At 65.3% G+C, this 26,933-nt stretch carries 26 protein-coding genes; 13 read left to right on the top strand and 13 right to left on the bottom strand.

Features of this window, described 5'->3' with window-relative positions; genetic code table 11:
* Nucleotides 1-3 precede the first annotated feature (3 nt).
* From ACQPXH_RS04320 to ACQPXH_RS04300, 5 genes are all read left to right on the top strand, one after another.
* Nucleotides 4-1,053 carry an ROK family protein gene (locus tag ACQPXH_RS04320; RefSeq protein WP_433601050.1) on the top strand — a complete coding sequence of 350 codons (1,050 nt, stop codon included), beginning with the start codon at nucleotides 4-6 and terminating at the stop codon, nucleotides 1,051-1,053.
* On the top strand, nucleotides 1,050-2,219 hold the full coding sequence (locus ACQPXH_RS04315) for an N-acetylglucosamine-6-phosphate deacetylase (protein ID WP_433601049.1): 1,170 nt from the start codon (nucleotides 1,050-1,052) through the stop codon (nucleotides 2,217-2,219). The genes ACQPXH_RS04320 and ACQPXH_RS04315 overlap by 4 nt, the downstream gene beginning before the upstream one ends.
* An 8-nt stretch (nucleotides 2,220-2,227) precedes the next feature.
* Nucleotides 2,228-3,166 carry a hexose kinase gene (locus tag ACQPXH_RS04310; RefSeq protein WP_433601048.1) on the top strand — a complete coding sequence of 313 codons (939 nt, stop codon included), beginning with the start codon at nucleotides 2,228-2,230 and terminating at the stop codon, nucleotides 3,164-3,166.
* Nucleotides 3,163-3,990, top strand: a complete 828-nt coding sequence (locus ACQPXH_RS04305) for a class II fructose-bisphosphate aldolase (protein WP_433601047.1) — start codon at nucleotides 3,163-3,165, stop codon at nucleotides 3,988-3,990. Before ACQPXH_RS04310 ends, ACQPXH_RS04305 begins: the two co-directional genes overlap by 4 nt.
* Nucleotides 3,991-4,120: 130 nt before the next feature.
* On the top strand, nucleotides 4,121-5,536 hold the full coding sequence (locus tag ACQPXH_RS04300; RefSeq protein ID WP_433601046.1) for a glycosyltransferase 87 family protein: 1,416 nt from the start codon (nucleotides 4,121-4,123) through the stop codon (nucleotides 5,534-5,536).
* Nucleotides 5,537-5,808: 272 nt separating this feature from the next.
* Here the strand turns inward: ACQPXH_RS04300 and ACQPXH_RS04295 are convergent, their stop codons facing one another.
* Nucleotides 5,809-7,320, bottom strand: a complete 1,512-nt coding sequence (locus ACQPXH_RS04295; RefSeq protein ID WP_433601045.1) for an ATP-dependent DNA ligase — start codon at nucleotides 7,318-7,320, stop codon at nucleotides 5,809-5,811.
* A 92-nt stretch (nucleotides 7,321-7,412) separates the two neighbouring features.
* On the opposite strand from ACQPXH_RS04295, the gene ramB reads away from it, so the two are divergent.
* Nucleotides 7,413-8,819, top strand: a complete 1,407-nt coding sequence (gene ramB / locus ACQPXH_RS04290) for an acetate metabolism transcriptional regulator RamB (RefSeq protein WP_433601044.1) — start codon at nucleotides 7,413-7,415, stop codon at nucleotides 8,817-8,819.
* Nucleotides 8,820-8,956: 137 nt separating this feature from the next.
* On the opposite strand, the gene ACQPXH_RS04285 is transcribed toward ramB, so the two are convergent.
* A complete protein-coding gene (locus ACQPXH_RS04285; RefSeq protein ID WP_433601043.1) occupies nucleotides 8,957-10,189 on the bottom strand; it encodes an MFS transporter in 1,233 nt (410 codons plus the stop codon).
* A 75-nt stretch (nucleotides 10,190-10,264) separates the two neighbouring features.
* Here ACQPXH_RS04285 and ACQPXH_RS04280 point away from each other — a divergent pair, with 75 nt between their 5' ends.
* The gene (locus ACQPXH_RS04280) at nucleotides 10,265-11,110 is read left to right on the top strand and encodes a TetR/AcrR family transcriptional regulator (RefSeq protein ID WP_433601042.1); all 846 of its coding nucleotides are present in this window, start codon (nucleotides 10,265-10,267) and stop codon (nucleotides 11,108-11,110) included.
* A gap of 30 nt (nucleotides 11,111-11,140) precedes the next feature.
* On the opposite strand, the gene ACQPXH_RS04275 is transcribed toward ACQPXH_RS04280, so the two are convergent.
* From ACQPXH_RS04275 to urtA, 6 genes are all read right to left on the bottom strand, one after another.
* Nucleotides 11,141-11,845: a GntR family transcriptional regulator gene (locus ACQPXH_RS04275; protein ID WP_433601041.1), complete on the bottom strand. Its 705-nt coding sequence runs from the start codon at nucleotides 11,843-11,845 to the stop codon at nucleotides 11,141-11,143.
* A 10-nt stretch (nucleotides 11,846-11,855) separates the two neighbouring features.
* Complete coding sequence (gene urtE / locus ACQPXH_RS04270) at nucleotides 11,856-12,548, bottom strand: urea ABC transporter ATP-binding subunit UrtE (protein WP_433601040.1); 693 nt, start codon at nucleotides 12,546-12,548, stop codon at nucleotides 11,856-11,858.
* Nucleotides 12,541-13,383, bottom strand: coding sequence for an urea ABC transporter ATP-binding protein UrtD (gene urtD / locus ACQPXH_RS04265; protein ID WP_433601039.1), 843 nt, complete (start codon nucleotides 13,381-13,383; stop codon nucleotides 12,541-12,543). Before urtD ends, urtE begins: the two co-directional genes overlap by 8 nt.
* On the bottom strand, nucleotides 13,380-14,528 hold the full coding sequence (gene urtC / locus ACQPXH_RS04260) for an urea ABC transporter permease subunit UrtC (protein WP_433601038.1): 1,149 nt from the start codon (nucleotides 14,526-14,528) through the stop codon (nucleotides 13,380-13,382). Before urtC ends, urtD begins: the two co-directional genes overlap by 4 nt.
* Nucleotides 14,525-15,409 (bottom strand): urea ABC transporter permease subunit UrtB, encoded by an 885-nt coding sequence (gene urtB, locus ACQPXH_RS04255; protein ID WP_433601037.1) that lies wholly within the window; start codon nucleotides 15,407-15,409, stop codon nucleotides 14,525-14,527. The genes urtC and urtB overlap by 4 nt, the downstream gene beginning before the upstream one ends.
* A gap of 70 nt (nucleotides 15,410-15,479) precedes the next feature.
* Nucleotides 15,480-16,760 carry an urea ABC transporter substrate-binding protein gene (gene urtA / locus ACQPXH_RS04250; RefSeq protein ID WP_433601036.1) on the bottom strand — a complete coding sequence of 427 codons (1,281 nt, stop codon included), beginning with the start codon at nucleotides 16,758-16,760 and terminating at the stop codon, nucleotides 15,480-15,482.
* A 388-nt stretch (nucleotides 16,761-17,148) separates the two neighbouring features.
* On the opposite strand from urtA, the gene ACQPXH_RS04245 reads away from it, so the two are divergent.
* Nucleotides 17,149-18,978 (top strand): acyl-CoA dehydrogenase, encoded by a 1,830-nt coding sequence (locus tag ACQPXH_RS04245; protein WP_433601035.1) that lies wholly within the window; start codon nucleotides 17,149-17,151, stop codon nucleotides 18,976-18,978.
* Between the two features lies 1 nt (nucleotide 18,979).
* Here the strand turns inward: ACQPXH_RS04245 and ACQPXH_RS04240 are convergent, their stop codons facing one another.
* Entirely contained in the window at nucleotides 18,980-19,906 is a 927-nt protein-coding gene (locus ACQPXH_RS04240) for a nuclease-related domain-containing protein (protein WP_433601034.1), read from the bottom strand.
* Nucleotides 19,907-20,034: 128 nt separating this feature from the next.
* On the opposite strand from ACQPXH_RS04240, the gene ACQPXH_RS04235 reads away from it, so the two are divergent.
* Nucleotides 20,035-20,568 (top strand): carboxymuconolactone decarboxylase family protein, encoded by a 534-nt coding sequence (locus tag ACQPXH_RS04235; RefSeq protein ID WP_433603298.1) that lies wholly within the window; start codon nucleotides 20,035-20,037, stop codon nucleotides 20,566-20,568.
* 271 nt (nucleotides 20,569-20,839) lie between these two features.
* A complete protein-coding gene (locus ACQPXH_RS04230) occupies nucleotides 20,840-20,971 on the top strand; it encodes a hypothetical protein (RefSeq protein WP_281197609.1) in 132 nt (43 codons plus the stop codon).
* Nucleotides 20,972-20,981: 10 nt separating this feature from the next.
* Here ACQPXH_RS04230 and ACQPXH_RS04225 read toward each other — a convergent pair whose 3' ends face one another.
* Nucleotides 20,982-21,749 carry a TetR/AcrR family transcriptional regulator C-terminal domain-containing protein gene (locus tag ACQPXH_RS04225; RefSeq protein ID WP_433601033.1) on the bottom strand — a complete coding sequence of 256 codons (768 nt, stop codon included), beginning with the start codon at nucleotides 21,747-21,749 and terminating at the stop codon, nucleotides 20,982-20,984.
* Between the two features lie 134 nt (nucleotides 21,750-21,883).
* Between ACQPXH_RS04225 and ACQPXH_RS04220 the strand changes: the two genes are divergently transcribed.
* Nucleotides 21,884-22,213: a VOC family protein gene (locus ACQPXH_RS04220; RefSeq protein WP_433601032.1), complete on the top strand. Its 330-nt coding sequence runs from the start codon at nucleotides 21,884-21,886 to the stop codon at nucleotides 22,211-22,213.
* A gap of 388 nt (nucleotides 22,214-22,601) precedes the next feature.
* Here ACQPXH_RS04220 and ACQPXH_RS04215 read toward each other — a convergent pair whose 3' ends face one another.
* Nucleotides 22,602-23,453, bottom strand: coding sequence for an SDR family oxidoreductase (locus ACQPXH_RS04215; RefSeq protein ID WP_433601031.1), 852 nt, complete (start codon nucleotides 23,451-23,453; stop codon nucleotides 22,602-22,604).
* 99 nt (nucleotides 23,454-23,552) lie between these two features.
* Here ACQPXH_RS04215 and ACQPXH_RS04210 point away from each other — a divergent pair, with 99 nt between their 5' ends.
* Nucleotides 23,553-23,951: a winged helix-turn-helix transcriptional regulator gene (locus ACQPXH_RS04210; RefSeq protein WP_433601030.1), complete on the top strand. Its 399-nt coding sequence runs from the start codon at nucleotides 23,553-23,555 to the stop codon at nucleotides 23,949-23,951.
* Between the two features lie 162 nt (nucleotides 23,952-24,113).
* On the top strand, nucleotides 24,114-24,530 hold the full coding sequence (locus tag ACQPXH_RS04205; RefSeq protein ID WP_387294659.1) for a PPOX class F420-dependent oxidoreductase: 417 nt from the start codon (nucleotides 24,114-24,116) through the stop codon (nucleotides 24,528-24,530).
* A gap of 6 nt (nucleotides 24,531-24,536) precedes the next feature.
* On the opposite strand, the gene ACQPXH_RS04200 is transcribed toward ACQPXH_RS04205, so the two are convergent.
* Nucleotides 24,537-25,238 (bottom strand): polysaccharide deacetylase family protein, encoded by a 702-nt coding sequence (locus ACQPXH_RS04200; RefSeq protein WP_433601029.1) that lies wholly within the window; start codon nucleotides 25,236-25,238, stop codon nucleotides 24,537-24,539.
* Between the two features lie 70 nt (nucleotides 25,239-25,308).
* Nucleotides 25,309-26,709, bottom strand: a complete 1,401-nt coding sequence (gene lpdA / locus ACQPXH_RS04195; protein ID WP_433601028.1) for a dihydrolipoyl dehydrogenase — start codon at nucleotides 26,707-26,709, stop codon at nucleotides 25,309-25,311.
* Nucleotides 26,710-26,933: the final 224 nt, after the last annotated feature.

Here is a 26,933-nt window from a genome sequence, read left to right as displayed (position 1 = left end):
GATATGGGAACGGAAAAGCCCCCGGCCACCGCGCACCGCGACGATCTCGCGGACCGCACGGACGCGGCGGTCGCGGCGGTGCCGGACGCCGCGGCGGCGCCGGGGCCGGTTGCGCATCAGCAGCCGGTCACGGCGTTGACCGATGATCTGCTGGTGCTCGGCCTAGATGTCGGCGGCACCACGATGAAAGGTGAGGTCACCGACGCCGCGGGCACGGTGCTCGCCTCGGGTGTGGTAGCCACGCCGCAGGGCGAGGCGGCCTTCGAGACCATGGGGGCACTCGGCGATCAGTTGCTGGCGGAGTTGACCGATGACCAGCGCGATCGCGTCGCGCGCGCGGCGGTCCTGCTGCCGGGCATTGTCGATCCGGTCCGTTCGATCGCGGTATTCAGCAGCAATGTCGGTTGGCGCGATGTGCACATCGGCGATCGGTTCACCGAGCGCTGGGGTATGCCGGTGCTGATCGAGCACGATGTCGCGGTGGCGGGCTGGGCCGAATGGCGGTTCGGCGCCGGGCGCGGCCACGATGACGTCTGCGTGGTCATTCTTGGCACCGGCATCAGCGGCACCCTTTCCGTCGGTGGCCGTTTGATGCGCAGCGCGTACGGACAGACCGGCGAATACGGACACATCCCGGTGCGGCACGCCGACGGATTGCGCTGTCCCTGCGGCAATATCGGCTGCGTGGAGACCGTGGCGTCCGGCGCAGCCATCGCCCGCGCGTACGCGAACCGAACGGGTCACGAAACAGCAAGCGCAGCTGATGTTTTCGCGATATTGGATACCGATTCCGACGCCAACGCCGTGGTCGCCGAAGCGATCAGCGCGCTTGCCGACGGACTGCTCGGCCTCATCCATGCGGCCTGTCCCGAACTGATCATTCTCGGCGGCGGCCTGGCCGGGGCCGGACCCGCGCTGACCGAACCCCTGCACCACACCATTGCCGAACGCCTGCGCGTGGTGCCCGCGCCCCGGGTTGTACTCGGCGAGTTCGGTGTTCGCGCGGGGCTCATGGGTGCGGCATTGTTCGCCAGACAGGGAGCGCTCACGTGACTCGCGTCGAGACCAGGATGAGTCTCGAGATTCGCGGACGGATCGTTTCCGCGACATCCGAATTCGACGACGGCGTCGTATCCATTCGCGCCGGCCGGATCCACACGGTACGCGCGCTCGCGGAATGGGTTGCCGCACATCCGGATTCGACCGTGCCGCCGTTTTCCGGCACCGTACTGCCCGGACTCGTCGATATTCACAACCACGGCGGCTTCGGCCATCGGTTCGACACCGTCGACGGCGCCGAAGCCCGCGCGGCCGCCGAATTCCATCACACGCACGGCTCCACCACCGTGCTGGCCAGCGTCGTCACCGGCGCCGCACCCGACATGATCGCGCAGGTCGCTACGCTGCGATCCTTGGCGACGGACGGCACCATCGGCGGAATCCATGCCGAGGGACCGTTTCTGGCCGCCGCGCGGTGCGGTGCGCAGGATCCCCGATATCTGCGCGATCCCGATCTCGAGCTCACCGAACGGCTGCTCGCTGCCGCCGACGGGCATCTGCGGGTCATGACGCTCGCCCCGGAGCTGCCGGGATTCGACAAGGTCGCCCGACGTCTTTCCGACAGCGATGTGGTGGTGTCGCTGGGCCACAGCGATACCGATTTCCCCCGGTTCGGACAGGCCCTGCGCCCCAATGGATTCGGAAGTCTGGTCACGCACTTGGCGAATGGAATGCCGCCACTGCATCACCGAACGCCCGGTCCGGTGGCCGCCGCACTCGTCGCCGCCGCGCAGCGCCAGGTCGTCGTCGAGCTGATCGGCGACGGGGTACACATCGACTCAGGTTTCGGCGCATTGGTTTTCGCGACCGCACGCGGACAGGTCGCGCTGATCACCGACGCGATGCAGGCAGCGGGCATGCCCGACGGCGAATATCAGCTCGGTCCGCAAGTCGTGCACGTCGCCGATGGCGTGGCCCGAATAGCCGATGGATCCATCGCGGGCGGCACCGCCCACCTCCTGCGCTGCCTCGCCTGGGTGGTCCAGGAATGCGGTGTGCCGTTGCGCGAGGCTGTGATCGCCGCCACTTCGGTACCGGCCGCGGCGGCGGGACTGGCCGATGTGGGCGACCTCAGGGCCGACTTTTTCGCCGACCTGCTGATAGTCGATGGCAATCTACAGTTGCGCCGGGTGCTCAGACGTGGACAGTTGTTGACGTGATCCTCACCGTGACAATGAATCCCGCCTACGATATGACCTACCGGGTAGAGCATTTCCAGCGCGGCCAGGCCCATCGGGTCCGTTCGGTCGAGCAGCGCATCGGCGGCAAGGGCATCAATGTGACACGGGTGCTCAATCAGCTCGGAAAATATGCCAGGGCGACGGGATTCTCCGACCACGCCTTCGCGGCCGCCGCCGAGCTGGAGATGCCGGTCGACTTCGTGCACGCACTGCCCTGGGTCCGGCGCACGGTGGTGATCAGCGAATCGGGCGACGGTACCGCGACCGCACTGTGGGAGCCGGGCGCACGGGTGTCGAATCCACATGCCGCCGAACAGCTCTCGGTCCGCGTTTCGGGCATGCTGCCCGATATCAACGGCCTGGTCATCTCGGGATCACTGCCGGGCGGCATCGCCCACGGCCTGCCCGCCGAAATCGCGCGCACCGCCATCGCCGCCGGTGTCCCGACCGTCTGCGACGTCGACGGCGAGTCACTGCGCCTGGCCGCGCAGATCCCCGGCATCGTGCTGATGCCGAATACCGAAGAGCTGGAACGTCTCACCGGACGAGTCCCGGTGACCCCCGGCGAAGTCGCCACGGCCGCACTTCCGCTCATCGAACGCGGCGTGCGCGCCGTCATCGCCACCCGCGGCGCCGAGGGCATGGTCGTGGTCACCGCCGAGGGCGCGTGGTCGGCGGCCCTGCCCGAACCACTCGCCGGAAACCCCACCGGCGCGGGCGATTCCGCGACAGCCGCGGTGATCGCGGCCCTGTCGGATGCGAAGGAAAACCCCGACTGGCCCGCCATTCTGGTAGACGCCGTCGCCACCTCGGCCGCCGCGGTCGTCATCCCGGTGGCCGGTGAAATCGACCGCCGCCTGCGCACCCAGATCGCACCGACGGTGATCGTCGAACGACTAGCCACCCCGCAGGAGACCTCCCCATGACCTCGCGACCAGTCGCGAACCTGATCGCGGCCGCCCGTCCGGGCGGTCTCGGCGCCTTCAATGTGATCACCATCGAACACGCCGAGGCCATCGCAGCGGCCGCCGAGGCGGCGAAACGGCCGGTGGTGCTCCAACTTTCGGAGAATACGGTGCGCTACCACGGCAATCTCGCCCCGATCGCGCTGGCCTGCTCGAGCATTGCCGCCGACAGTAGCGCCGATATCGCCGTGCACCTGGACCATGCCACTTCGTTCGAACTCGTTCGCACCGCGGTCGACCTCGGTATCGGCTCGGTCATGTACGACGGCTCGACGCTCGGCTACGCCGAAAACGTTGCTGCCACTGCCGATATCGCTCGCTGGTGTCAGGACCGCGACGTCTTCGTAGAGGCCGAACTCGGCGAAGTGGGCGGTAAGGACGGTGCGCACGCGCCCGGCATCCGCACCGATCCGGACGAGGCCGTCGAATTCGTCGCGGCAACCGGTGTGGATGCCCTCGCCGTGGCCGTCGGCTCCTCGCACGCCATGCAAACCCGCACGGCCGAACTCGATAACGACCTGATTGCTCGGCTGGCCGCGAAAGTCCCCGTCCCCCTTGTACTGCACGGCTCCTCCGGTGTCCCCGATGCCGGTCTGCGAGCCGCCGTCCAGTGCGGCATGACCAAAGTCAATATCGCCACCCGGCTGAATGTCGTTGCCACCGAAGTGATTCGGACCGTGCTCGCGGACAGCCCCACCATTGCCGACCCGCGCAAGTACCTGAATCCTGCTCGCGATGCGATCCGGTCCGAGGTCGAACATCTGCTGCGGGTGCTCGCGGGGTAGGTCTCACCACCCCAGGGAAAAGTATGCGCAGCCGTCGTTGGGCAGCGATGATACGATGAATTGCCTTTAGTTTAGCTAAGGATTTGCTGTCCGCTAGAGCTGTATCACCTGATGAAGGAATAACAACTCCATGGCTGTCATCCTGCAAACAGGAGAACAGCGCACTGCCGGTGCGGAGACGCAGCTCGAGGTCTCGCACAAGTTAACGCTCAGTGCCGCAATAGTATTCGCCTCCCTGTCCATCGGTGCCTGGCTGCTGTTCGTGCGGCCCAACTGGCAGATGTACTGGCACCAAATAGATCTACAGGTCTATATGTGGGGCGGTACGGCCGCGGCGACTCATCCCGCGCTGCTGTACGACGGCCGCGGACCGATGGGCCTGCCCTTCCTCTATCCCGTTTTCGCCGCGTGGATCTGTGCCGAACTCTCGCGATTCCCGATCAACTACATCGGGACCGGCGTCACCGTGCTCACCATGGCGTCGCTGTTCGTGAGCGTCTGGAGCGCGGCCAGACTCCAGCAAATGCGCCGCGGAACGGGTCTGCTGGCATTGAGCATCGCCGTCACCGGCGCAGCGATCTGGTTGGAGCCCGTCCAGCAGGCGTTCCGGTTCGGTCAGCTCAGCGCGATCCTGATGGCCTTGGTCCTGGCCGATCTCGCCATGCCCAAGGAGAGCCGATATCGGGGCATCCTCATCGGCATCGCGAGCGGACTGAAGCTGACCCCCGCGGTCTTCATCGTCTATCTGCTCGTCACCCGCCAATTCCGAGCCGCCGCGACGGCCGCGGCGACCTTCGGCGCCACGGTCGCGATCGGCTTCTGGTACCGGCCGACCCAGGCACTGCAGTTCTGGACAACGACCATGACCTCGCAGAACCGAATCGGCTTCGCCTATGTGCAGAATCAGTCGATCAACGGCATGTTCGGCCGCCTGGAATGGTCGACCTCGGGCGATACCACGTCCTCGTTCGTCTGCGCCGGACTGCTCGGACTCGCCGGAATGGCGGCCGCGCGCATCGCCCACCTGCGCGGTGACCAATTGCTGGGCGCACTGCTCGCGGCCACGGTAATGCTGCTGGTCTCGCCGATTTCCTGGACCCACTACTGGGTGTGGATCACACCGGCACTGCTGTGGCTGATCCACGTGCTGCGCCATCGGCCACTCGCCGTCCGGATCGCCGTACCCGGGCTCATCTACCTGTTCGTCTTCGCATGGCCACTGCGGTCCGACCAGGTCGGCGCATGGGATCCGGATCTGCCACTGCTGCCGCAGGGGCTGATCTGGCAGGTACCGCAGACCGATGGCCGGGAATTCCGTTGGACGGTATGGCAATTCCTACTCGGCGATTCGTATGCCCTGCTCGCCACCATCGCACTGGTCGCCGCGATCGTGTGGCTGATTCCGCTCCGGCTGAACACCGGGGAGCTGCCCGACGAGGGGGTCGCGGACCGGCGGCGCGAGCGAGGGATGGGCGCCGCCGGTCGGCGGGAAGACGGTCCGAGCAGTGAACCGCCGGGGTCGAGCGAGCTGGAAGCCGTGGGGTAAGGCTCCTGTTCTACGAGGAGCCGCTTCGTTCGCCGACATTGATCATCCTGCTCCGATCACCTCGAGAATGCTCGCAATCCAGCTGTGAATCGTCTGGGAACCGATCAGTCGGCGCCAACGGCTGTCGGATCGGCAGATTCGGTATCGGCCAGTGTGGTCGCCAAAAGCCACCCGGCCGAGCAGGTTCGGCCAGTAGGCCCGCTGGCCCGCATAACGATTCGGACGCCCGCACGCGGATCCCGATGCGGGGCGCGGCAGCGCGGACCGCCCGATCACGGCAGCAGCGCGCGGACCGTTTCGATGGTGTCGGCATCGGCGGCGGACTTATCCGGTCGATACCGCACAACGCGGGCGAAGCGCAGGGCGACACCCCCCGGATAGCGCGGACTCACCTGGACACCGTCGAGGGCGATCTCGACCACGAGTTCGGGCCAGAGGTAGACGGTGTATTCATCGCGGGCACGCTCATGCCGCGGGAATTCGGCGGTCTGCCACTGCAACAGCGCATCGGTGAGGCCCTTGAAGGTCTTGCCGACCATCACCGGATCACCGGTCACCGAATCGCGCGCGCCGAGGTGCAGATTCGACAGATAACCGGTGCGACGGCCGTAACCCCACTCCGCGCCGAGCACCAGCAGGTCCAGTGTGTGCGTGGGCTTGATCTTCTGCCAGGACCGGCCGCGGCGGCCCGCGGCGTACGGCGCGGTCAACGACTTGACCATGACGCCCTCGTGCCCGGCGGCCAGCGCACCGTCGAAGTACTCCGCGGCCGCCTCGGCATCGGGTCGGATCAAGGCCGGAATACTATGTGCGGCCGCGACTTCGGTCAGCGCAGTGCGGCGCTCGTGCAGCGGCGCGTCGAGCAGATCCGCACCGTCGAGGTGCAAGCAGTCGAAGAAGTACGGGTGCAGCAGTAATTCCCTGGTCGAGCTGACCTCGGCGAAGCGGCTCATCGTCTCCTGGAACGGACGTGGCCGTCCGGAATCGTTGAGCGCCAACGTTTCTCCGTCCAGCACCACGCTCCTACAGTCGAGCTGGGCGACCAGATCGACCAGTTCCGGCACACCGGCCGTGATATCGCGCAGTGTCCTCGTGAACACCCACACACGCGAACCCTGCCGGTGCACCTGGATGCGCGCGCCGTCCAGCTTGTGTTCGACACTCACCTCGTCGCCGAATTCGGCCATCGCCTCGTCCAGGGTGGCGCCGGGCGAGGCGAGCATGGGTTGGATCGGGCGACCGACCTCGAGCCGGAATTCGCCGAGCGCCTCGGCCCCACCGGTCAGCGCGGCGACGGCCGTGACCGGTAACTGCCCGGAGAGCATGTACGCCCGCCGGACCAGTTCGATCGGCACCGCCGCGGCCACCGCGACCGCCTCGGTGACGATCGCGGTGAGCGCGCCCTGGCGCAACTCGCCGCCGAGCAGACGCATCAGGAAGGCCTGCTGGTCGGCGGTGGCTGCGGTCCACAATCCGCGTAGCAATTCCTTGCGCCGGTTGGTCGAGCCGGGGCCGGAGGTGGTGGCCAATTCGCTCAGCGTGCCGTCGACCGACGAAACCGTCAGCGTCGCCAGCTCACTCGGCTCGCATTCGAGTGCTGTCAGCGTGCGCCAGCCGGTGCCGATGCGCCCCTGCCGTAGTTCACCGGAGACCCAGGCGACCACCGGCTCCAGCTCATCCGGGGCGGCCTCGGACAACAGCGCGGCCAGGGTCGCTATCTTCGTCTTCCGGGACCGGGTCGCACGGACGGTCTCCGAGGCCTGCACGACATCCGAGAACAGCATCACTCGACGGTAACCCGCCCCTGTGACATATCGCTCAGCTCTGCTGCTAATTACCCATTGGCAGGTTTGCGAACCGCTCATAAACTGGACATATGGCCAAGACTTACGTCGGGGCGCGGCTTCGTCAGCTGCGGACCGAACGAGGGCTGAGCCAGGTCTCACTCGCCCAGAAGCTGGAGATCTCGGCGAGTTACCTCAACCAGATCGAACACGATGTGCGCCCGCTCACCGTACCGGTATTGCTGCGCATCAGCGAAGTCTTCGGCGTCGACGCGACGTTTTTCTCCTCCCAGGACGACACCCGGCTCATCGCCGAACTCCAAGAGGTCGTGATGGACCAGGAGCTCGGCATCGAGGCCGATACCCAAGAGATAGCGGATATGGTCTCCGCGCATCCGAGCATGGCGCGCGCACTGGTCAATATGCACAACCGGTACCGCAACACCTCCGCGCAGCTGGCCGCCGCCACCGAGGACCGCTTCGCCGACGGATCCGGTAGCGCGGCGATCAGCAAACCACATGAGGAAGTGCGCGACTTCTTCTATCAGCGACAGAACTACATCCACGAATTGGATACCGCCGCAGAGGAACTCACCGCCCGCATCCGCTTCCACGGCGGCGATGTGAACAGCGAGATCGCCCGCCTGCTGCGCGAACACGACGTGCACATTATCGAGCGCATCGATCTCGGCGAAGGCGTATTGCACCGCTACGATCCGGAGACCCAGCGGTTGGAGATCGCGCCGCATCTGTCCGGTGGTCAGCGCACCTTCAAACTCGCCGCCGAACTCGCCTACTTCGAATGCGGCGACCTGCTCGAAAAGCTGGTCGAGGAGGGCAATTTCGCCTCCGAGGACACCCGCAAGCTGGCCATGCTCGGACTGGCGAACTACTTCGCCGCGGCAACCGTGCTGCCCTACACGCACTTTCACGAGGTCGCCGAGGATTTCCGCTACGATATCGAGCGGCTCTCGGCCTTCTTCACCCAGAGTTACGAGACGATCTGCCATCGCCTCTCCACCCTGCAGCGGCCGAAGCTACGCGGCGTTCCGTTCTCCTTCGTGCGCGTCGACCGCGCGGGAAACATGTCGAAACGCCAGTCCGCCACCGGTTTTCACTTCTCCTCCAGCGGCGGCACCTGCCCGCTGTGGAATGTCTACGAAACCTTCGCCTATCCGGGCAAGATCATGACGCAGATCGCCCAGATGCCCGACGGTCGCAAATACCTGTGGGTGGCCCGCACCGTCGAACGCCGCGCGACCCGATACGGCCAGGCCAGCAAGACCTTTGCGATCGGTCTGGGTTGCGAGCTGCGGCACGCGGGGCGCGTCGTCTACGCCGACGGCATCGATCTCGACGTGGCCAAGGCCACGCCGATCGGTGCGGGCTGCCGGGTCTGTGAACGCGCCAATTGCCCGCAGCGCGCGTTTCCGCCACTGGGCAAGGTGCTCGATATCAGCGAACATCGAAGCTCGGTATCGCCGTATGTCCTCAAGTGACGCGGAACTGCGCACACCGCACGGAAATCCTCGCGGTCCTGCACGTGGAGCCATGGCACGGCGTCGCGGGCGGAGTTCTTCAAGATAACGCGCAAAGGCCGACATCGCGAATTCCGATGTCGGCCTGGCGCATTCGACTACACAGGCAGCGTCGAGCGCTGCATCCGCACCCCGAACAGGGTCAGGCCGAGCGCCGCGACCAGCAGGATGGCCAGGGTCCATGCCAGTACCGAAAAGCCGTGCGGCGCAGCGGCCGCGGCCACCAGCGGACCGGCGGTGGCACCGACGTAGAAGCTGAACATGGCGACCGAGGATGCGGCGGCACGCGCCGCACCACCCAACTCCCCCGCGGTCTGCAGGACCGCGGGCGCGATGACGCCGAGCCCGCCGACCAGCACGGCGAGCAGGATGGTCAGCACCGCGAGGTGGGTGCCCTCGAAGGTGGCGATCACCATGGCGGTGGCGGCGACCAGCACGCCGAGCACCATCTGGCCCGGCTTGGTCAGGCGCGAGAGCGGGATTGCCAGCAACGGCAGTGCGAACATCACCGGCAACGCGCCCGCACGCAGGGCGAGCAGTTCACCGGAACCCTTGACCAGACCGGTGATTTCGATGCCGGTGTACACCCCGACCATCACCGCCATGGCCAGCGCGCCCGCTGCCAGCATCGGCAGCAGCGCCTTGATGCGCAGCACCGCGGGGATCGCGGCGTAACTGTGCACAAGGGGCTTGTCGCGCCCGGTGGGTGCATCGTCGAGCATGACCGCACGCAGCACGAATGCGAGCGCCACGAAAACTACGGCCGAGCCGATGAACATGGTGCGCCACGGGAACGCGGCGACGACGGCCTGCGAGGCGATCTGTGCCAGCACGGTCGCGGCCAGGAAGGAAGTGGCGACCGACATGGTCACCACCGCCCGATGCGCCGGTGCGATGCGGGTGGCGATATAGGCCATGATCGCGGGCGGAATCGATCCGACGACAAGTCCCTGCGCGACGCGCAGGCCGACCGCGATCGGCGCACTGAACGATAGGCCGGTCAACAGTGTGACCACCGCAGCGGCGATCATGCCGGTGACCAGTACCCGGCGGTGGCCGTAGCGATCCGACAGCGGGCCGAACAGCACGAAGCCACCCGCATAGCCGAAGGCGAAGGCGCTGATGATCCAGGTCATCGTGCCCGCGCCCACATTCCAGTCGGCCTTCATGGCTGTGAACAGGGGGATCGGGATGTACATCTGGCCGGTGGCCAGGAGTGCGGACAGGACGAAAACAGGGAGGGTACGCCCGGTGTGCGCGCGTGGTGACGCGCCGCGAGTGCGTGCCGGAGCCGGGTTACCGGCCGGAAGCTGAAGAGTCGGCGTTGCCATGTGAACGAAATTAGGCCCACAGCCGGGCAGTTGTCAACCAAATAGTTGGTTTAATGGGATGGTAAAGTCGCGGTCATGGCGGTCACGATGAAACGGAGCGACGCGACCAGGCAGGCGCTGCTGCGCGCCGCGCGCGACGAATTCGCCGAATACGGCCTGGCCGGCGCGCGGGTCGACCGGATCGCGGAGGCGGCCGGGGTGAACAAGGAGCGCATCTACGGCCTGTTCGGCAGCAAGGACAAGCTCTTCGACATCATCCTGATCGACACCATGCGCGAATTCATGGATGTGGTCCAGCCCCTGGCCGAGACCGAACCCGGCGAGTACGTGGGCAAGCTGTTCGACTACCACCGCGAAAATCCGCAACTGCTACGGCTTTTGCTCTGGGAGGGCCTGCATCGCGGCACCGACGCGCACGATATCGACGGCTGGCGGGCCCAGCACTACCTGCGGAAATTCGACCGCGCCAAGGAGCAGTTCGACGTCGACGCCAGCCACGCGGGCCGACTGCTGCTCGCCCTGTGCGGCCTGTCCAACTGGAGCCTCGCCGTCCCGCAGACCACTCGCCTGCTGCTCGGCGCGGATGCCGAGAACCAGCAGGCGACCCGCGAATTCATGATGGAGTTCGCCAGGGCGGCGCTGCGAACGGATAAATCGATCCCACACCGCGAGCCGGTCAACGAGTTGACCACCGAATCGACCAGCGTTGACAGCGCACCTGCGGCCGATGTGCCGACCGATCCCGTCGGCCGCGCCGCGCAACGTCTGCGCGAGGCCCAGGCCGCCGCCGACGCCGCCCGCGACGAACTCGCCACTGCGCTGCGCGACGCCCACACCGAAGGCACCAGCGCCAACCAACTCGCCCGCCAGGTGTCGGGCACCCTGTCCCGCCCCGTCGTGCTGAAGCTACTCGCCGAGTGAGCGCTCGTGAAATACCTCTTCGCCGACGAGTCAATCCCGGACGGCGCGTGAGAGTTTCGTGAACTCGATCGCCTGCTGGGCGCGCGCGAGTACATGGGTGCGCGAGCTACCGATGTGCGCGGTGAGCGTGCGCAGCGCGGCAGCGGGATCGCCATCGAGCAGTTGTTCGGCGATAGCGATGTGCTCGGCGGTCATGGTGGCGATCCGCTCCGGCGTCGGCAGGTCCAGTGTCCGGACCGGACGGACCCGGACATACACACCGGTGAGCGCGTCCGCCAGCGCTGTATTGCCCGCCGCGGCAAGCAGAGTCGTGTGGAAGTGCTCGTCCACGGCGACCAGCGCGGGGCCCGGTTCGGGCGGATCGTCGCGAAATCCGCGCCAGATGTCGAGTTCCGCACGCACCAGGGACAACTCGTGTGCCGGTGCGGGTTCTCCGATGATGCCGATCACCCGCTGAATTCCCCTGGCCTCCAACACGATCCGCAATTCGAACAGATTGTCCAGCTCCTCCAACCGCGGTCGATAGGGATACAGCCCGTCGGCATGCCGCTCCACCAATCCGTCGGCCTGCAGCCGGGCAAGCGCTTCCCGCACGGGGGTGCGCGAAACCCCGTACGTCTCGGCCAGGCGTTCCTCGCCGAGCCGTTCGGTGGGCACGATCGTCCCCGTGGCCAGGTCCCGCCGCAGCGATTCGTAAACCTGCTCGCTGAGCGGAACCCGCCCCCTGCGCGTCATGGCGGCCAGCTCAGATCGCCATCGCCGAGCGAACCGAGGTCTCCGCGCCCGCTCCGCCCTCGCCGGCGGACGTCACACGTCCGGACTGCAGCACGTAATAGCGTTGCGCCGCTTGCAGTGCGAAGCCGATGTGCTGTTCCACCAGCAGCACGCTGAGTCCGCCGCGACCGGTCAAATCGATGATGGTGCGCTCGATTTCGGCAACCACCGACGGCTGGATGCCCTCCGTCGGCTCATCGAGAATGAGCAACTTCGGCTCGGTGATCAGCGCCCTGGCGATCGCCAATTGCTGGCGCTGGCCGCCGGACAGCAGGCCCGCCTTGCGATTCAACAGTTCCCGCAGCGCGGGAAACAGGTCGAGAGATTCGTCGATCAAGGCCTTACCGCGCTTGCGGCCGTCGGCGACAACCTGCAGATTCTCGGCGGTGCTCAGCTGCGGGAAGCTCTGTTGCCCCTGCGGTACGTACGCGATTCCACGTTTGACCCGACGCGACGGCGACATCTTGGTGATCGCCGCACCGTTGAAGTTGATCTGTCCGGATTTGGTACCGATCAGGCCGACGGCCGTGCGCAGCAGCGTGGTCTTGCCCGCGCCGTTGTGCCCCATGATCGCCACCACGCTGTCGTCGGGAACAGTGATCGAGACGCCGTGGATCACCTCGGTCCGGCCGTATCCGGAATGGATGTCGATGAGTTCAAGCATCGGCGGACTCCTTCGCGGTCAGCTCCTGCGCGGTCTGCGCGTCTTCGAGTTCGGTGCCGATGGCCGCGGCGGTGCCGAGGTAGACCTCCTGCACCTTCGGATCGGCCTGCACCTGTTCCACGGTGCCCTCACTGAGTACCGTGCCTGCGGCCAGCACGGTCACCGAGGTCGCGAAGGACCGCATGAAATCCATGTCGTGCTCGACCACCACGACAATGCGTTCACCGCCGATGCGCCGCAACAGATTTCCGGTCTCCTCGCGCTCATCTGCGCTCATACCCGCCACCGGTTCGTCGAGCAGCAGCACCGAGGCGTTCTGCACCAGCAGCATGCCGATCTCGAGCCACTGCTTCTGCCCGTGCGCCAGCACTCCGGCGGGCTTATCACGCAATTCACCGAGGCCGGTGATCTCCAGTGCCTCTTCGATACTCGGCAATACCGACTTGCGGTGGCGCAACAGTGTCAGCGCCGAACGACCAGCACCCGCCGCGATATCGAGGTTTTGCAGCACACTGAGTTGTTCGAAAACGCTTGCCGTCTGGAAGGTTCGGCCGATGCCCAGCCGAGCGATCTGGTGCACCTTCTTCCCGAGGAATTCGACACCGGACTTCTGCGCCGATCCGGTGGCGGGCACCAGGCCGGTTATCGCATCGATGAGTGTGGTCTTTCCCGCCCCATTCGGACCGATAAGGAACCGTAGATCTCCCTGCAGCACAGAGAGATCCACATCGGAGACGGCCTTGAATCCGTCGAAACTCACCGACAGTCCGCGGATTTCGAGGTACTCACTGGACATGCCCGCATTGCCGCCCAGCTTCGGGTCGTGCGCGTTCATCGGGATTCCACCTTCTCCTCGGTCACGACTTCGGGCAGCGGTTCATCGACCACCACGGCAGCAGGAACGGCGGCCCGACGAAACTTACTGTCCAGCAATCCTTTCAACATCGGCCACACCCCCGCCAGACCCGCCGGAATGAACCCGACGACCACAATGAACAGCACACCCTGCAGATAGGTCCAGCTGGACGGGAACTCCTCCGAGAGCGCCGTCTGCGCCCACGCGACGCCGATCGCGCCCAGTACCGGCCCCAGCAGTGTGGTCCGTCCGCCGATCGCCACACCGATGATGAATGCGATGGACGGCACGACACCGATATCGGCGGGCGAGATGATGCCGACGATCGGGGTGAACAGCGCACCCGCGATGCCCGCGAAGAATGCCGCGACGACATAGGCCACGATCTTGATATTGGCCGGATCGTAACCGAGGAAGCGCACGCGTTCTTCCTGATCACGCACGGCGACAAGCAATTCGCCGTAGCGGCTGTGCATGAGCTGGCGCACCGCGGCGACCACCAGCAGCAGGGTGCCCGCGGCGATGAAGAACAGCATCTGCCGGTTCACCGGATCCGAGAGCTTGAAGCCGAAGAAGGCACGGAAGTCCGATAGTCCGGTGAATCCGCCGATCTTCTGCTGCCCGGTCAGCAGAATCGCCAGCGCCGCGGCCAGGGCCTGACTCAGGATCGCGAAATACGTGCCCTTGACCCGGCGCTTGAATACGCCGTAACCGAGTGCCGCGGCGATCAGCGCGGGCAGCACCAGAATGCCGATCAAGGCGACCGGAGCCGACGCGAAAGGCCGCCAGAACGAAGGCAATTCGCGAATGCCGGCGATCTCCATGAACTCCGGCACCTCATTGTGCAGCCGGGCCGCATCGGCCATTTGCAGATGCATCGCCATGATGTATGCGCCGATGCCGAAGAACACGCCTTGACCCAGTGTCAGCATTCCGCCACGGCCCCAAGCCAATCCGATGCCCGCGGCCACGATCGCGAAGCAGAGGAATTTGGCGAGCAGGTTGAGCCGGAAGTCACTGAGCACGGCGGGCGCGACCGCGAACAGCAGGATCGCGGCCATGATGAAGCCGCCCCACGCCGTCACGGAAGGATATGCGCGCCACCGTTGTCCGAGTGTGGTCATGCCAGACTCCTCGTCCGAACGGTGAATAGCCCCTGCGGACGAACCTGCAGGAAAATGACGATGATGACGAACACGATCACCTTCGCGATCGAGGCCGTCGTCGAGTACTCGATATACGAATTCAGCAGGCCCAGTGCGAACGCCGCGATCACGGTGCCCTTGATCTGCCCGAGCCCGCCGATCACGACAACCAGGAAGGCGTCGATCAGATAGCTCTGTCCGATGGTCGGGCTGGTCGAACCGATCAGCGTCAGCGCGACGCCCGCGACCCCGGCCAGGCCGGAACCGATGAAGAAGGTGCTGATGTCGGTGACGCGGCTGGAGACGCCGCTGGTCTCGGCCAGACCCCGGTTCTGCACGACCGCGCGGATGCGCCGACCGAGCGGGGTCGTCTTCAGCGCAAGGGCCAGCACGGTCACCGCGACGACCGCGAGCACGAGGATGAAGATGCGCGTCTTCGGCACCACCGCACCGAGAATGGTGACGCCGCCGCTGAGCCAATCGGGTGCGAGCACGTTCTTGGCCGGAGCGCCGAAGATGTCACGCGCGGCCTGTTGCAGCACGAGTCCGACGCCGAAGGTGACCAGCAGGGTGTCCAGCGGCCGGTCGTACATCCACCGGATCAGACCCATTTCCAGGGCCGCACCGAGCAGTCCGCCGACCAGGAAACCGACGAGCAACGAAACGACCAGTGATACCCCGGCCGACGAGATGACCTTCTGCACAACATAAGTCGTGTAACAGCCCGCCATGATGAATTCGCCGTGCGCCATGTTGATCACGCCCATCTGACCGAAGGTCAGCGAAAGGCCCAGCGCCGCGAGCAGAAGAATGGATCCCAGACTCAGCCCGGTGAAGAGCTGGCCGATCAACACGTCCATAGTGGATTCCTAACGGGGGTCGGCCGGGTGCGGGCACCCCCTCACAGTGCCCGCACCCGGCGCTAGTCGACTACTTCAGGCCCTTGGCCCAGTCGTAGGACGTCAGGTACGGGTCCGGCGTCACGGCCTTGCCCGAGTCCCATACCGTGTAGATCAGTCCGTCCGGGCGGATTTCGCCGATGCGGGCGGTCTTGGTGATGTGGTGGTTGGAGCCGTCGACGGTGACCAGGCCCTCCGGTGCATCGAAGGTCACGCCGTCGGCCGCGGCCTGAATATCGGCCACCTTGAACGACTTCGCCTTCTCCACGGTGTTCTTCCACAGGAAGACCGAGGCGTAGGCGGCCTCCATCGGGTCCGAGGTCGGCTTGTCGGCGCCGAATGCGGCCTTGTAGTCGGCGACGAACTTCTTGTTGACGGGAGTATCGACCGTCTGGTAATAATTCCACGCGGTCAGCTGTCCGGCGATATTCTGCGCGCCGATGCCGGCGACTTCTTCTTCGGCGATGGATACCGAAACCACCGGCATATCAGCGGCTTTCAGGCCGGCATTGGTGTACTCGCGGAAGAAGGCCACATTCGAGTCGCCATTGAGGGTGTTGAATACCGCCCCCGCCTTGGCATTTCGGACCTTGTTCACAATCGTGGAAAAGTCGGTGGAACCGAGCGGGGTGTAGTCCTCACCCTTGATCTCGATGCCGTTCGCCGCCGCGTAAGCCTTGATTTCCCGATTGGCGGTCTGCGGGAAGACGTAGTCCGAGCCGACCAGATACAGGGACTTGATGCCCTTCTGCTTCAGATAATCCAGCGCGGGCAGGATCTGCTGGTTGGTGGTCGCACCGGTGTAGAAGATGTTCTTGCTGTCCTCCAGGCCCTCGTATTGGACCGGGTAGTAGAGCAGCGAATTCAGGCTCTCGAACTTCGGCTTCATCGCCTTGCGGCTCGACGAGGTCCAACCGCCGAATACCGCTGCGACACAGTCGGAGCTGATCAGCTTCTCCGCCTTCTCCGCGAAGGTCTTCGGATCGGAGGCACCGTCCTCCAGCACCAGGTCGAGCTTCTTGCCGAGTACGCCACCCGCGGCATTGATCTGGTCGACGGCCAGCTTGGTCGAGTTGGCGACGGTGACCTCGGAGATCGCCATGGTGCCCGACAGCGAGTGCAGCGAGCCGATCTTGATCGAGTCCTTCGAGGTATCGACGCAGGACGAGGCGTTGGAGCCGCTGCTGGAGGCGTCATCCTTGGCGCCACAGCCGGTCAGCAATAGACCGGCGAGTGCGACGGCCGTCGGCGCGACCAGCGCCTTGCTGACGCGGCGCGAACGCGATCGACGGATCTCACGGGATTCTGGCATGGAGCGCCACCCTTCTCACTTCATCAGGTGTTCGGCGGCGCTGCGTGCGCCGCGCCGAATACGCCCGCCTTCGGCCCGGTCACGGCCGCTGGCGACTGCTTACAGGTGGCTCGAAAGAACCTGTAGACCGAGTTGTATACAAAGGCTGTATTCGTGATGCGAACGTTAGACAGAAGTTGTTGCGCCGGAATATCTCTCGGTGACGAGTCCGTTTCGCACGTTTCCGCGGTGTGAACGTTTGCGGAGTCACTCGGCAAACCACTGTGAGGACCCCCACCTGCCTACGGTTGCGTAGCAAGACAGCGGTGCGGCAGGCTCTTTTTGTACAACGTCCAAGCGCCGATTCCGCGGCTGCCCGGTCGTGGAGGCGTGAGTCCGAGGAGGACCGGTGGGTCACTACAAGGCGAACGTTCGGGATATCGAGTTCAACCTGTTCGAGGTGTTGGAACTGGACAAGCTCCTTGATACGGGTGCCTATGGCGATCTTGATTCGGAAACCGTGCGGGAGATCCTGGCCGAGGTGAAGCGGCTGGCCGAGGGGCCGGTGGCGGAATCCTTCGCCGCGGCCGACCGCGATCCGGTGGTCTACGATCCGGCCACCTTCTCGATTTCGGTGCCCGAACCGCTGCGCAAGACCGTCCAGGCCGTGCACGAGGCCGACTGGAGTCGGCTCGGCATGCCGGAGGGCATGGGCGGCACGCCCGCGCCCGCCGCGGTCATCTGGTCGATCAACGAGATGCTCACCTGCGCCAACCCGGCCGCGAGCTTCTTCAATATGGGTCCGGTGATGTCCTCGGTGCTGTTCAATGTCGGCACCGAGCAGCAGAAGCAGTGGGCCACAAAGGGTTACGACCGCGGCTGGGCGGGCACCATGGTGCTGACCGAGCCCGATGCCGGTTCCGATGTCGGCGCGGGACGCACCGAGGCGATCCGGCAGGAGGACGGCTCCTGGCATATCGAGGGCGTCAAGCGCTTCATCTCCGGCGGTGACGTCGGTGAGACCGCCGAGAACGTCTTCCACCTGGTGCTGGCTCGTCCGGAGGGTGCCGGTCCCGGCACCAAGGGCCTCTCGCTGTTCTACGTGCCGAAATTCCTGTTCGACCACGAGACGCTGGAACTGGGCGACCGCAACGGCGTCTACGTGACCGGTGTCGAGCACAAAATGGGCCTGAAGTCCTCGCCCACTTGCGAACTGACCTTCGGCGCGACCGAGGTGCCCGCAAAGGGATGGCTGGTCGGCGAGGTGCACAACGGCATCGCGCAGATGTTCCAGGTGATCGAGAACGCTCGCATGGTGGTCGGCATCAAGTCCACCGGCACGCTGTCGACCGGTTACCTCAATGCGCTCGACTACGCCAAACAACGTGTGCAGGGTGCGGATCTGACGCAGATGGCCGACAAGGCCGCTCCACGCGTCACCACTACCCACCACCCGGATGTGCGGCGTTCGCTGGCGATGCAGAAGGCCTACGCCGAAGGTCTGCGCGCGGTATACCTTTACACCGCCGCCCATCAGAATGCCGATGTAGCACAACTGATTTCGGGGGCGGATGCCGAATTGGCGCATCGCGTCGACGATCTGCTGCTGCCGATCGTCAAGGGTGTCGGTTCCGAGCGGGCCTACCAGTACCTGACCGAATCGCTGCAGACACTGGGCGGTTCGGGCTATCTGCAGGATTACCCGATCGAGCAGTACATCCGCGACGCGAAGATCGACTCGCTCTACGAGGGCACCACCGCAATCCAGGCGCAGGACTTCTTCTTCCGCAAGATCATTCGGGACAAGGGTGTCGCGTTCGCGCACGTCAACGGGCAGATCGCCGCGTTCTTGGACGCGAAGACCAGTCGCTTCGAGACCGAGCGGGCGCTGCTGGCCACCGCGCTCGCCGATGTGCAGGCGATGGCCGCCACGCTGACCGGCTATCTGATGGCCTCCCAACAGGATCCGAAGGAGCTTTACAAGGTCGGGCTCGGCTCGGTGCGCTTCCTGCTCGCGGTCGGCGATCTGCTCATCGCTTGGCGACTGCTGGTGCAGGCCGAGATCGCGGCCGCCGCGCTGGCCGCCGAAGCTCCGGCGAAGGATCGGGCGTTCTATTCCGGAAAGGTCGCTGTCGCAAGCTTCTTCGCGAAGAACGCACTGCCCGAATTGACCGCGGTGAAGAATATTATCGCCGCGATCGATAACGACATCATGGAGCTGGACGAAGCCGCGTTCTGAATCAGCAGTCGGTCTGGAGGGGCCAGCACTCGGTCGGACGGTACGGCGGCGGCGAGGGCGTCACGCTCGTCGTCGAGGTCTCCGGGTCATGGGCCGGGTTTGCCGAATCGTGCGCGAGCGAGCTCGCGATCACGACGAGGACCACCACCATTCCGACCAGGGCAACCGCGAAGACCAGCCACCCCGCCGCCGTCTGCCGCCTGCTCGGCGGCAGCGGCGCGGGGATGACGTGCCTGCGCAGCTCGCGCGCCGACGGCGACGGCGCTTTGGGCTGTACCTCGTCGAAGCCGTCCGCGAGCAGCTCGGCGCGGGAAGGCTTTTCGGTGACGCCGAGCGCGGCACAGGCTGCGGCGACCCGATCCGCGGTCCAACTGCGCGGTCCGGCGGAGAAACCCTCCAGGTAGATACGGAGTTCGGTCGCGTCGCGAGCATTCGAGACGACGATATCCATGCCTGGGCGCAAGTTGGTTCGAGCAGGCCGCACCGCGACCCCGCGGAACGGCACGAGCACGACGGCGCCGCAGATGTGGCCCGGATCGATCAGCGCCCGCTCCAGCCGCGTCTTCACCGCATGCATGCTGTGTTCCAACTGATCGACGAGATTACCGGAGATCTCCTCGTCCAGATCGGCGGGCTCCGCGCTGATCGTCCACGGACCGTCGCCCGGAATGCTCAGGATCCCGCTCTGACGGCGGCGGAAGCCCTTGATATCGGTCACGGTAATGCCGCGCGGGGTCAGAATGATCGCATCGACCCGACGCGATCCGTGATCGCCGACCTCCAAGCCGACCAATGCGACACCGGTCGTCGGATACGACCGCAGGCATTCCACGAATTCCTGTTCGGCCCCGGAGAGAACAGCTCCGGTCTTGATCTTCACCAGCATCGCGTATTCCCTGCCCTCATCCGGTTCGACCCGGCGTCCCACCGTCCACCGCGCCGGTACTGATGATGACCTGCCGTCGCCGCGAAGACCACCGGTACGCTCGGATTCGGTCCCGAGGGACGGACCCCGCCACCGGCGGCGGACAAGGAGGCATGAGCATGGTTTCGGCGTTGCAACCACGCATTTCACCCGGTCGGCTCCGCGAGCTGGGGCCGATCAATTGGGTTGTCTGGCAGATACTTTCCCGCGCGGCGGGGACGGACGACGCACATCTGTTCAGCACACTCGGCCGCACCAAGGGGCTGTTCCGCGGCTGGCTGCACTTCTCCGGACGATTGATGCCGGGCGGCCGGCTGCCCAGGCACGAATCCGAGCTGGTCATCCTGCGCGTCGCACAACTACGCGACTGCGCCTACGAAATGGACCATCACATTCGACTGGGCGGGCGGGCGGGCGTCACGCCCGAGATCCTGGACCGGGTTCGCACCGGCCCCGCTGCCGATGAATGGTCGGACAAACATCGCGCGCTGCTCACCGCCGTCGACAAGTTGGTCGAAACCCGCGATATCGACGACACCACTTGGTCCGCACTTGCCGAGCACTACGACGAGCGCAGCCTGATCGAAATCGTGCTGCTCATCAATCAGTACGAGGGGCTGGCCGCGACCATCACCGCGCTGCGGATCCAACGCGACGGCGTCTGACCGACCGCGGCGTTGGCGCACAGTTCGCCCTCGCCAACGCCGCCCATTCTCGATTTAGCAATTCCAGAGCGATCACACTCGACAGCCCCTAAACTGAAATACGACACGCGCAGAGTGACGATTTTCATCCCGTCGTCACGCAGTAACCACAGTTTTCGAGACATATACCGACGTGTGTCGCACACCATAGGGTGACGGCACCAGGATCGGAAAACCCCTCCATCAAGCTAGCTGACCATTTGCTGTCGGCTCGATAGAGAAAGGGGCCGTCATGACTGTCAGCCTCGTGTTGATCGTGGCGGGATTCATTCTTCTGTCCATCGTGATCACCAGCTTCCTGCTTCCCAGCGGTGCGGACACCGCGCGGCATCCGAAACCCCACAACGAGACCGGTGATCAGTAAGCCCTGCGCCTCAGCGGTTTTCGATGAGCTGGGCCAGGCCGTCCAGGACTCGCACCAGACCGAATTCGTAGGCGTGGTCGGCACTGTAGGCGGAGTCGTGCGCCTGGCCCGCGACCGCGCCGACGCGGGCGGCCAGCGGATAGCGCTCGGCATCGAAGAATTGCGCCAGTAGCGGGGCGGCGCGTTCCCACCATTGCCGGTCGGACATGGCGCTCTCGGTTGCGGCGCGTTCGGTGTCGATAGCGATGCGCGCCACCGACGTGACGAAGCCCAGGACGTAGGTGACGGCGGCGTCCATCTCGAGATCGTCGAGACCGAGGCCGTCGAAAGCGCGCAGTTCATGTTCATATTTGGCGGCGACGCCCGGGCCGAGCGGTGGCCGCGTGGTCGGCAGGTAAGCGACCCATGGGTGGCTGACCAGCATGGCGCGATTCTCGGCAGCGATCGTCGTGACGCGATCGCGCCAGGGCAGATCGGTCAGATCGGCACGCGACATCTCCCGATAGACCGCGTCGATCATGAGGTCGACGAGTTCCGCCTTGCCCGGCACGTAGGTGTAGGTAGCCATCGGGGTCAGGCCCAGCTTCGCGGCTACGGCTCGCATGGTGAGCGCGCCGATCCCATCCGCATCCGCGATGTCGATGGCCGCCGCGACCACGGCATCCACACTGCTGCGCTGCTTCGGTCCACGCACCGATGCGGCGGGCACGCGCCACAGCAATTCCAAGGTGCGCACGGGATCGCCCGCGCTGCTGCGGTCCCGTGACTGCTCGGCCATGCCGCCTCCTGGTGTTCGCGAGATCCCGATCGTATCGGCGTGATCCACATAACAGTGTGACTACTCGGGGAATTTCTCTACAACGTACAGCGTACTATGTAGAGAGATTGAGTCCAGCTCCCGAGGAGGACCTTGTGAAAATCACCGCTTCCGCCATCTCACTCAATGTCGCCGACCCGCAGGCCTCGGCAAAATTCGCCATCGACCACCTCGGCTTCACCGAGCAGATGTCGGCCGACGGTTTCGTCTCGGTCGCCCGCCCCGATGCCGGTTTTACCCTGTGCTACCTGCGCACCGGTCTCGACAGCTTCAAGCCGAAAGACAAAGCGGGGAGTGCGGGCGAGGGACTACTTGTCGCGTTTGTCGTGGACGACATCGATGCCGAGTACGAACGGCTCCAGGGCGAGGACGTGCCGATCGTCACCCCGATCGAGACCGAACCCTGGGGTGAGCGCTACTTCTAGACGGCCGATCCGAACGGCATCATTCTGCAATTGGTGCAGTGGGTCTGATGGGAGTCGAGGTTGATTCACGTGGGCTTGCATATCGTGCCAACGCTTCGCGGCCGCACCGCCCGGGCCTCCCCATGGTCGCTTAACGCTGCGGCGGCGTAAAGGCCCCGCTGAGCTGCCAATTCCATTGACATATAACGGGATTGCACGCCGTAACCACGAGTGCGGACAATGCGCGGCCGAAATACGGCCCCGGCGACCTGCCTTTGGAGCGTGGGGCTGGGGCGGCGTACGACATCGACGTCTTGGTCAGCCAATTCTTGTGATGCACACCAGGTTTGCACGCGCATCGCTATGCCGCGACGCGGCGTGCAACCCGGTGAACTCACCTTTGGATATCTCAGGCGAGGGCGGCGCGGAAAACCTCGACGGCGGGACTGGAGGGGCGGCCGAGCAGTTTCTGGAGGTCGCCGGAGTCCACATCGAGGATGCCGTCACCGACTCCGGCGTCCGCATCCGCGAGCACAGCGGCGTAATTGCTGGGCAGGCCGGCCTGCTCGAGCGCAGCGCTGTAGTCCTCCTTGGACAGGTTCTCGTAGCGCACGGGCTTGCCGGATGCCTGCGCAATCACCTGGGCGAGTTCGGCATAGGTGAGGCGCTCATCGCCGCCGAGTTCGTAGATCCGACCCGCGTGACCGTCGGTGGTCAGCACCTTGGCGGCCGCCTCGGCATAGTCGGCGCGCGCTGCGCCGGCGACGCGACCCGCACCCGCGGCGCCGCGCAGCACGCCGGACTCGATCGTGTGCCCGAGTGCACCGAAGTAGTTCTCCCAGTACCAGCCGTTGCGCAGGAGTGTGTGCGGGACAGTCGATTCCGCGAGCACCGCCTCGGTGCCCCGGTGCTCCTGGGCAAGGATGAGCGGGTTCTCGGTGGCGCGCGGAATGCTGGTGTAGGCGAGCAGTTTCACGCCCGCACGCTCGGCAGCCCGAATTACGTTGGTGTGCTGGGCGACTCGCGCACCGAATTCGTTTCCGGAGACCAACAGCACCCGGTCGACACCGGCCAAGGCGCGGTCGAGCGCTTCGGCGTCGTCATAGGAGGCCTGCCGGACATCGACTCCCCGCTCGGCCAGATCGGCGACCTTCTGCGGATCACGCACGATCGCGACCACCGGCGTGGTCCCCTCGCGCAACAGCGCCTCGACGACGAGGCGGCCCAACTGCCCACCGGCTCCGGTTACCGCGACCGTCATGACTTACCTCCATGGTCTGCACGTTTCATCAAGTACTAACTATTAGTAAGCACTATGCACTCCGCAGACACTTTGGTCAAGTTGGGTACTATCGATTCCATGACCACTCAGCGCAAGGCGTTGGTGGATACCGACGATCCGACGCTGGAAGCCGACGTATTCGCCCGGAACTGCACGTCACGACCGGTGCTCCAGAATGTGGCCAGCCGCTGGGGCACCCTCGCCCTGGTCGCGCTCCGCGAGGGGCCGTACCGGTTCAGCGCCCTGCGCCGTCGCGTCGACGGTGTCAGCGAGCGCATGCTCTCGCAGACCCTGCAGGCCCTGGAGCGCGACGGCATGGTCCATCGCGAGGTACAGGAAACCATCCCCCCGCGAGTCGAATACACCCTCACCGAACTCGGCGCCCTGGTCGCCGAACGCCTGGAAGCCCTCATCCAGATCCTCGAAACCAACATGCCCCGCGTCCAAGAAGCCCAGGCTGCCTACCACCGCGACTGACCTCCACCCGACTCGCTCGACCGATACGCCCGTCCACGGCCACTCTGGTCGAATGATCACCATGTACCGGTGGTGCAGGCCTCTCGGCGGCTGCCGCAACCATGACATGGTGATCAACTGACCAGGGGGAAGGTCGGGGCGTTGTGGTGGGTTGGTGTGGGTATGGAAATTTCCTCGGCTGTTGATTTCGCGCGGACTACGAAGCGGTCCGTGCTCACGACGATCCGGCGCAACGGTCGCCCACAGCTGTCCAATGTGCTGCATGTGGTCGGTGACGACGGGATCATCCGCATCTCCATCACCGCCGACCGGGCCAAGTACCACAATCTGGTGCGCGATCCGTGGGCCGCCATCCACGTCACCCGCGACGACTTCTTCGCCTACGCCGTCATCGAGGGCACGGTCGATCTCACGCCCGTCGCCGCCGATCCCAACGACTCCACTGTCGACGAACTGGTCGGCTACTACCGAGCCGGTTCGGGCGAGCACCCCGACTGGGACGAATACCGCAAGGCCATGGTCACCGACCGCCGCGCCCTCGTTCGCCTGACACCCACCCACGCCTACGGCATGCTCTGACCATTCTCAGTGCTTCAGAAGCTCCGACACCGTGACGAATTGGTAACCGGCGGAACGGAGTTCGCCGACTATGCGCGGAATGGCGGCGAGGGATTCGTGCGACCGGCCCATGACATGCAGGAGGACGATGGAGCCGGGCCGCACCTCGGAGACGGTTTCGGCGACGATGGCGTCGGTATCGGCCTGCTTGCCGGAGTCGGGTTCCACATCCCAGGTGATCGTCGTGCGGTCGTGGTCGGAGAGATACTTCGGGAGCGCCCAGAGCTTCTTGCAGTAAGGCGGGCGGAAGGTGACCGGACCCTGGTAACCGGTTTTCGCGATTTCCGCGTCGGTTCGTTCGATCTCGTCGCGGACGGTATCGCCGGAGACGAGGACCATGCGGCGATGGCTGTAGGTGTGATTGCCGATTTCGTGACCCGCCTGCGCAATGGCTCTGCCGTATTCGGGATGCGCGGCCAGATCCCGGCCCATGAGATAGAAGGTGGCCGGAATCCCGGCTTCGGCAAGAACTTTCAACACTTCCGGTGCTTGGTCCGTCGGCCCGTCGTCGAGCGTCAACGCGACAACTTTGTCGGTCGTATCGACCCGGTTCACCAATCGCCCCGTCAGTTGGAAGGTGCGCGAGTTCATCAGGTAGTAGCCGCCGACCGCCAGCGCCAACGCCACCACGAGCACCAGCGCACTACCGATCAACCATTTGCGTCGCATTGTTCAGCTCCAATGAAAAACGGTGGCGCCCGGACCTTTCCGGCCCGACCACCACCGTCTTCGACACGGATCAGAAGTTGATCATATGGCCCGCGAGGCCGTGGAACGCTTCCTGCAGGGCTTCGCTCAACGTCGGGTGCGTGTGCACGTTGCGGGTCAACTCGTTGACGGTCAGGTCCCACTTCTGGGCCAGGGTCAGCTCCGGCAGCAGTTCGGAGACGTCCGGACCGATGAGGTGGCCGCCGAGCAGTTCACCGTACTCGGCGTCGGCGACCAGCTTGACGAATCCGGTCGGATCGCCGAGGCCGTGCGCCTTGCCGTTGGCGGTGAACGGGAAGGTGGCGACCTTCACGTCGTAGCCCTCGTCGCGGGCCTGCTGCTCGGTGAGGCCGAAGCTGGCGACCTGCGGCTGGCAGAAGGTGGCGCGCGGCATCATCCGGTAGTCGCCGAGCGTGACCGTCGGCGCTCCGGCAATGGTCTCCGCGGCGACGACGCCCTGGGCCTCCGCGACGTGGGCCAGCTGCAGCTTCCCGGTCACGTCACCGATGGAGTAGATGTGCGCCACATTGGTGCGCATGTTGTCGTCGATGACGATGGCGCCGCGCTCGAGCGCGACACCGGTGTTCTCCAGGCCGTAGCCCTCGACCCGGGGCGCGAAGCCCACCGCCTGCAGCACCTTGTCGACGGTGACCGTCTCCAGGTTGCCGGTCTTGTTGTCCTTGATCGAGACGGTGACCTTGGAGCCGTCGTCGTCGATCGACTGCACGGCCGCACCGGTGGTGATGGTGATGCCGAGCTTCTTGTACTGCTTGGTGATCTCCTTGGAGACGTCGGCGTCCTCGTTCGGCAGCGCACGGTCCAGGAACTCCACGATGCGCACGTCGACGCCGTAGTTCTTCAGGACGTAGCCGAACTCCATGCCGATCGCGCCCGCGCCGACGATGAGGATCGAGCCGGGCAGGTCGCGGGTGAGGATCTGCTCCTCGTAGGTCACCACATTGGCGCTGAGCGAGGTGCCCGGCAGCAGCTTGGTGACGGTGCCAGTCGCGATGATCACGTTCGAGAAGGTGATCGTCTCGGTGCCGCCGCTGGACAGGGCGACCGAGAGGGTGTTCGCATCGGTGAAGGTGCCCTTACCGTCGAACTCGTCGATCTTGTTCTTCTTCATCAGGAAGTGGACGCCCTTGACCCGGCCGTCGGCGACCTTGCGGCTGCGGTCGAACGCGACGCCGAAGTCGAAGCTCACGTCGCCGGAGATGCCGAAGGTCTTGGCTTCCTTGGTGAAGATATGCGCGAGTTCCGCGTTGCGCAGCAGTGCCTTGGAAGGGATGCAGCCCACGTTGAGGCAGACACCACCCCAATACTTCTGCTCGACGATCGCGGTACGGAGGCCAAGTTGTGCCGCGCGGATGGCGGCGACATAACCGCCAGGACCGGCACCGAGTACGACAACGTCGTAATGGGAAGTCACGCCGTCGAGCCTAACTCTGTCGAGCGAACTTCACCCACCGTCCCCCCGCAACTATGAGACGCGCGCCACACGACGCCGCGACTTTCTTGCGACCCGGCAGCGGCGCCGGGCGGCGATACCTCGACTGGCAGCTGCGGCACCCGGCAGCGGTGAACTAAACCCCCCGGCCCGCGAGCAGCATTGATAGTCATCAGCTATTGAATCGGAGAGGCATCGATCGGTGC

It is taken from the genome of Nocardia sp. CA-135953, assembly GCF_050955735.1.
Taxonomy (GTDB): domain Bacteria; phylum Actinomycetota; class Actinomycetes; order Mycobacteriales; family Mycobacteriaceae; genus Nocardia.
Note: the sequence above shows the minus strand (reverse complement) of the source record. Positions and strands in the feature narration are given on the sequence as shown.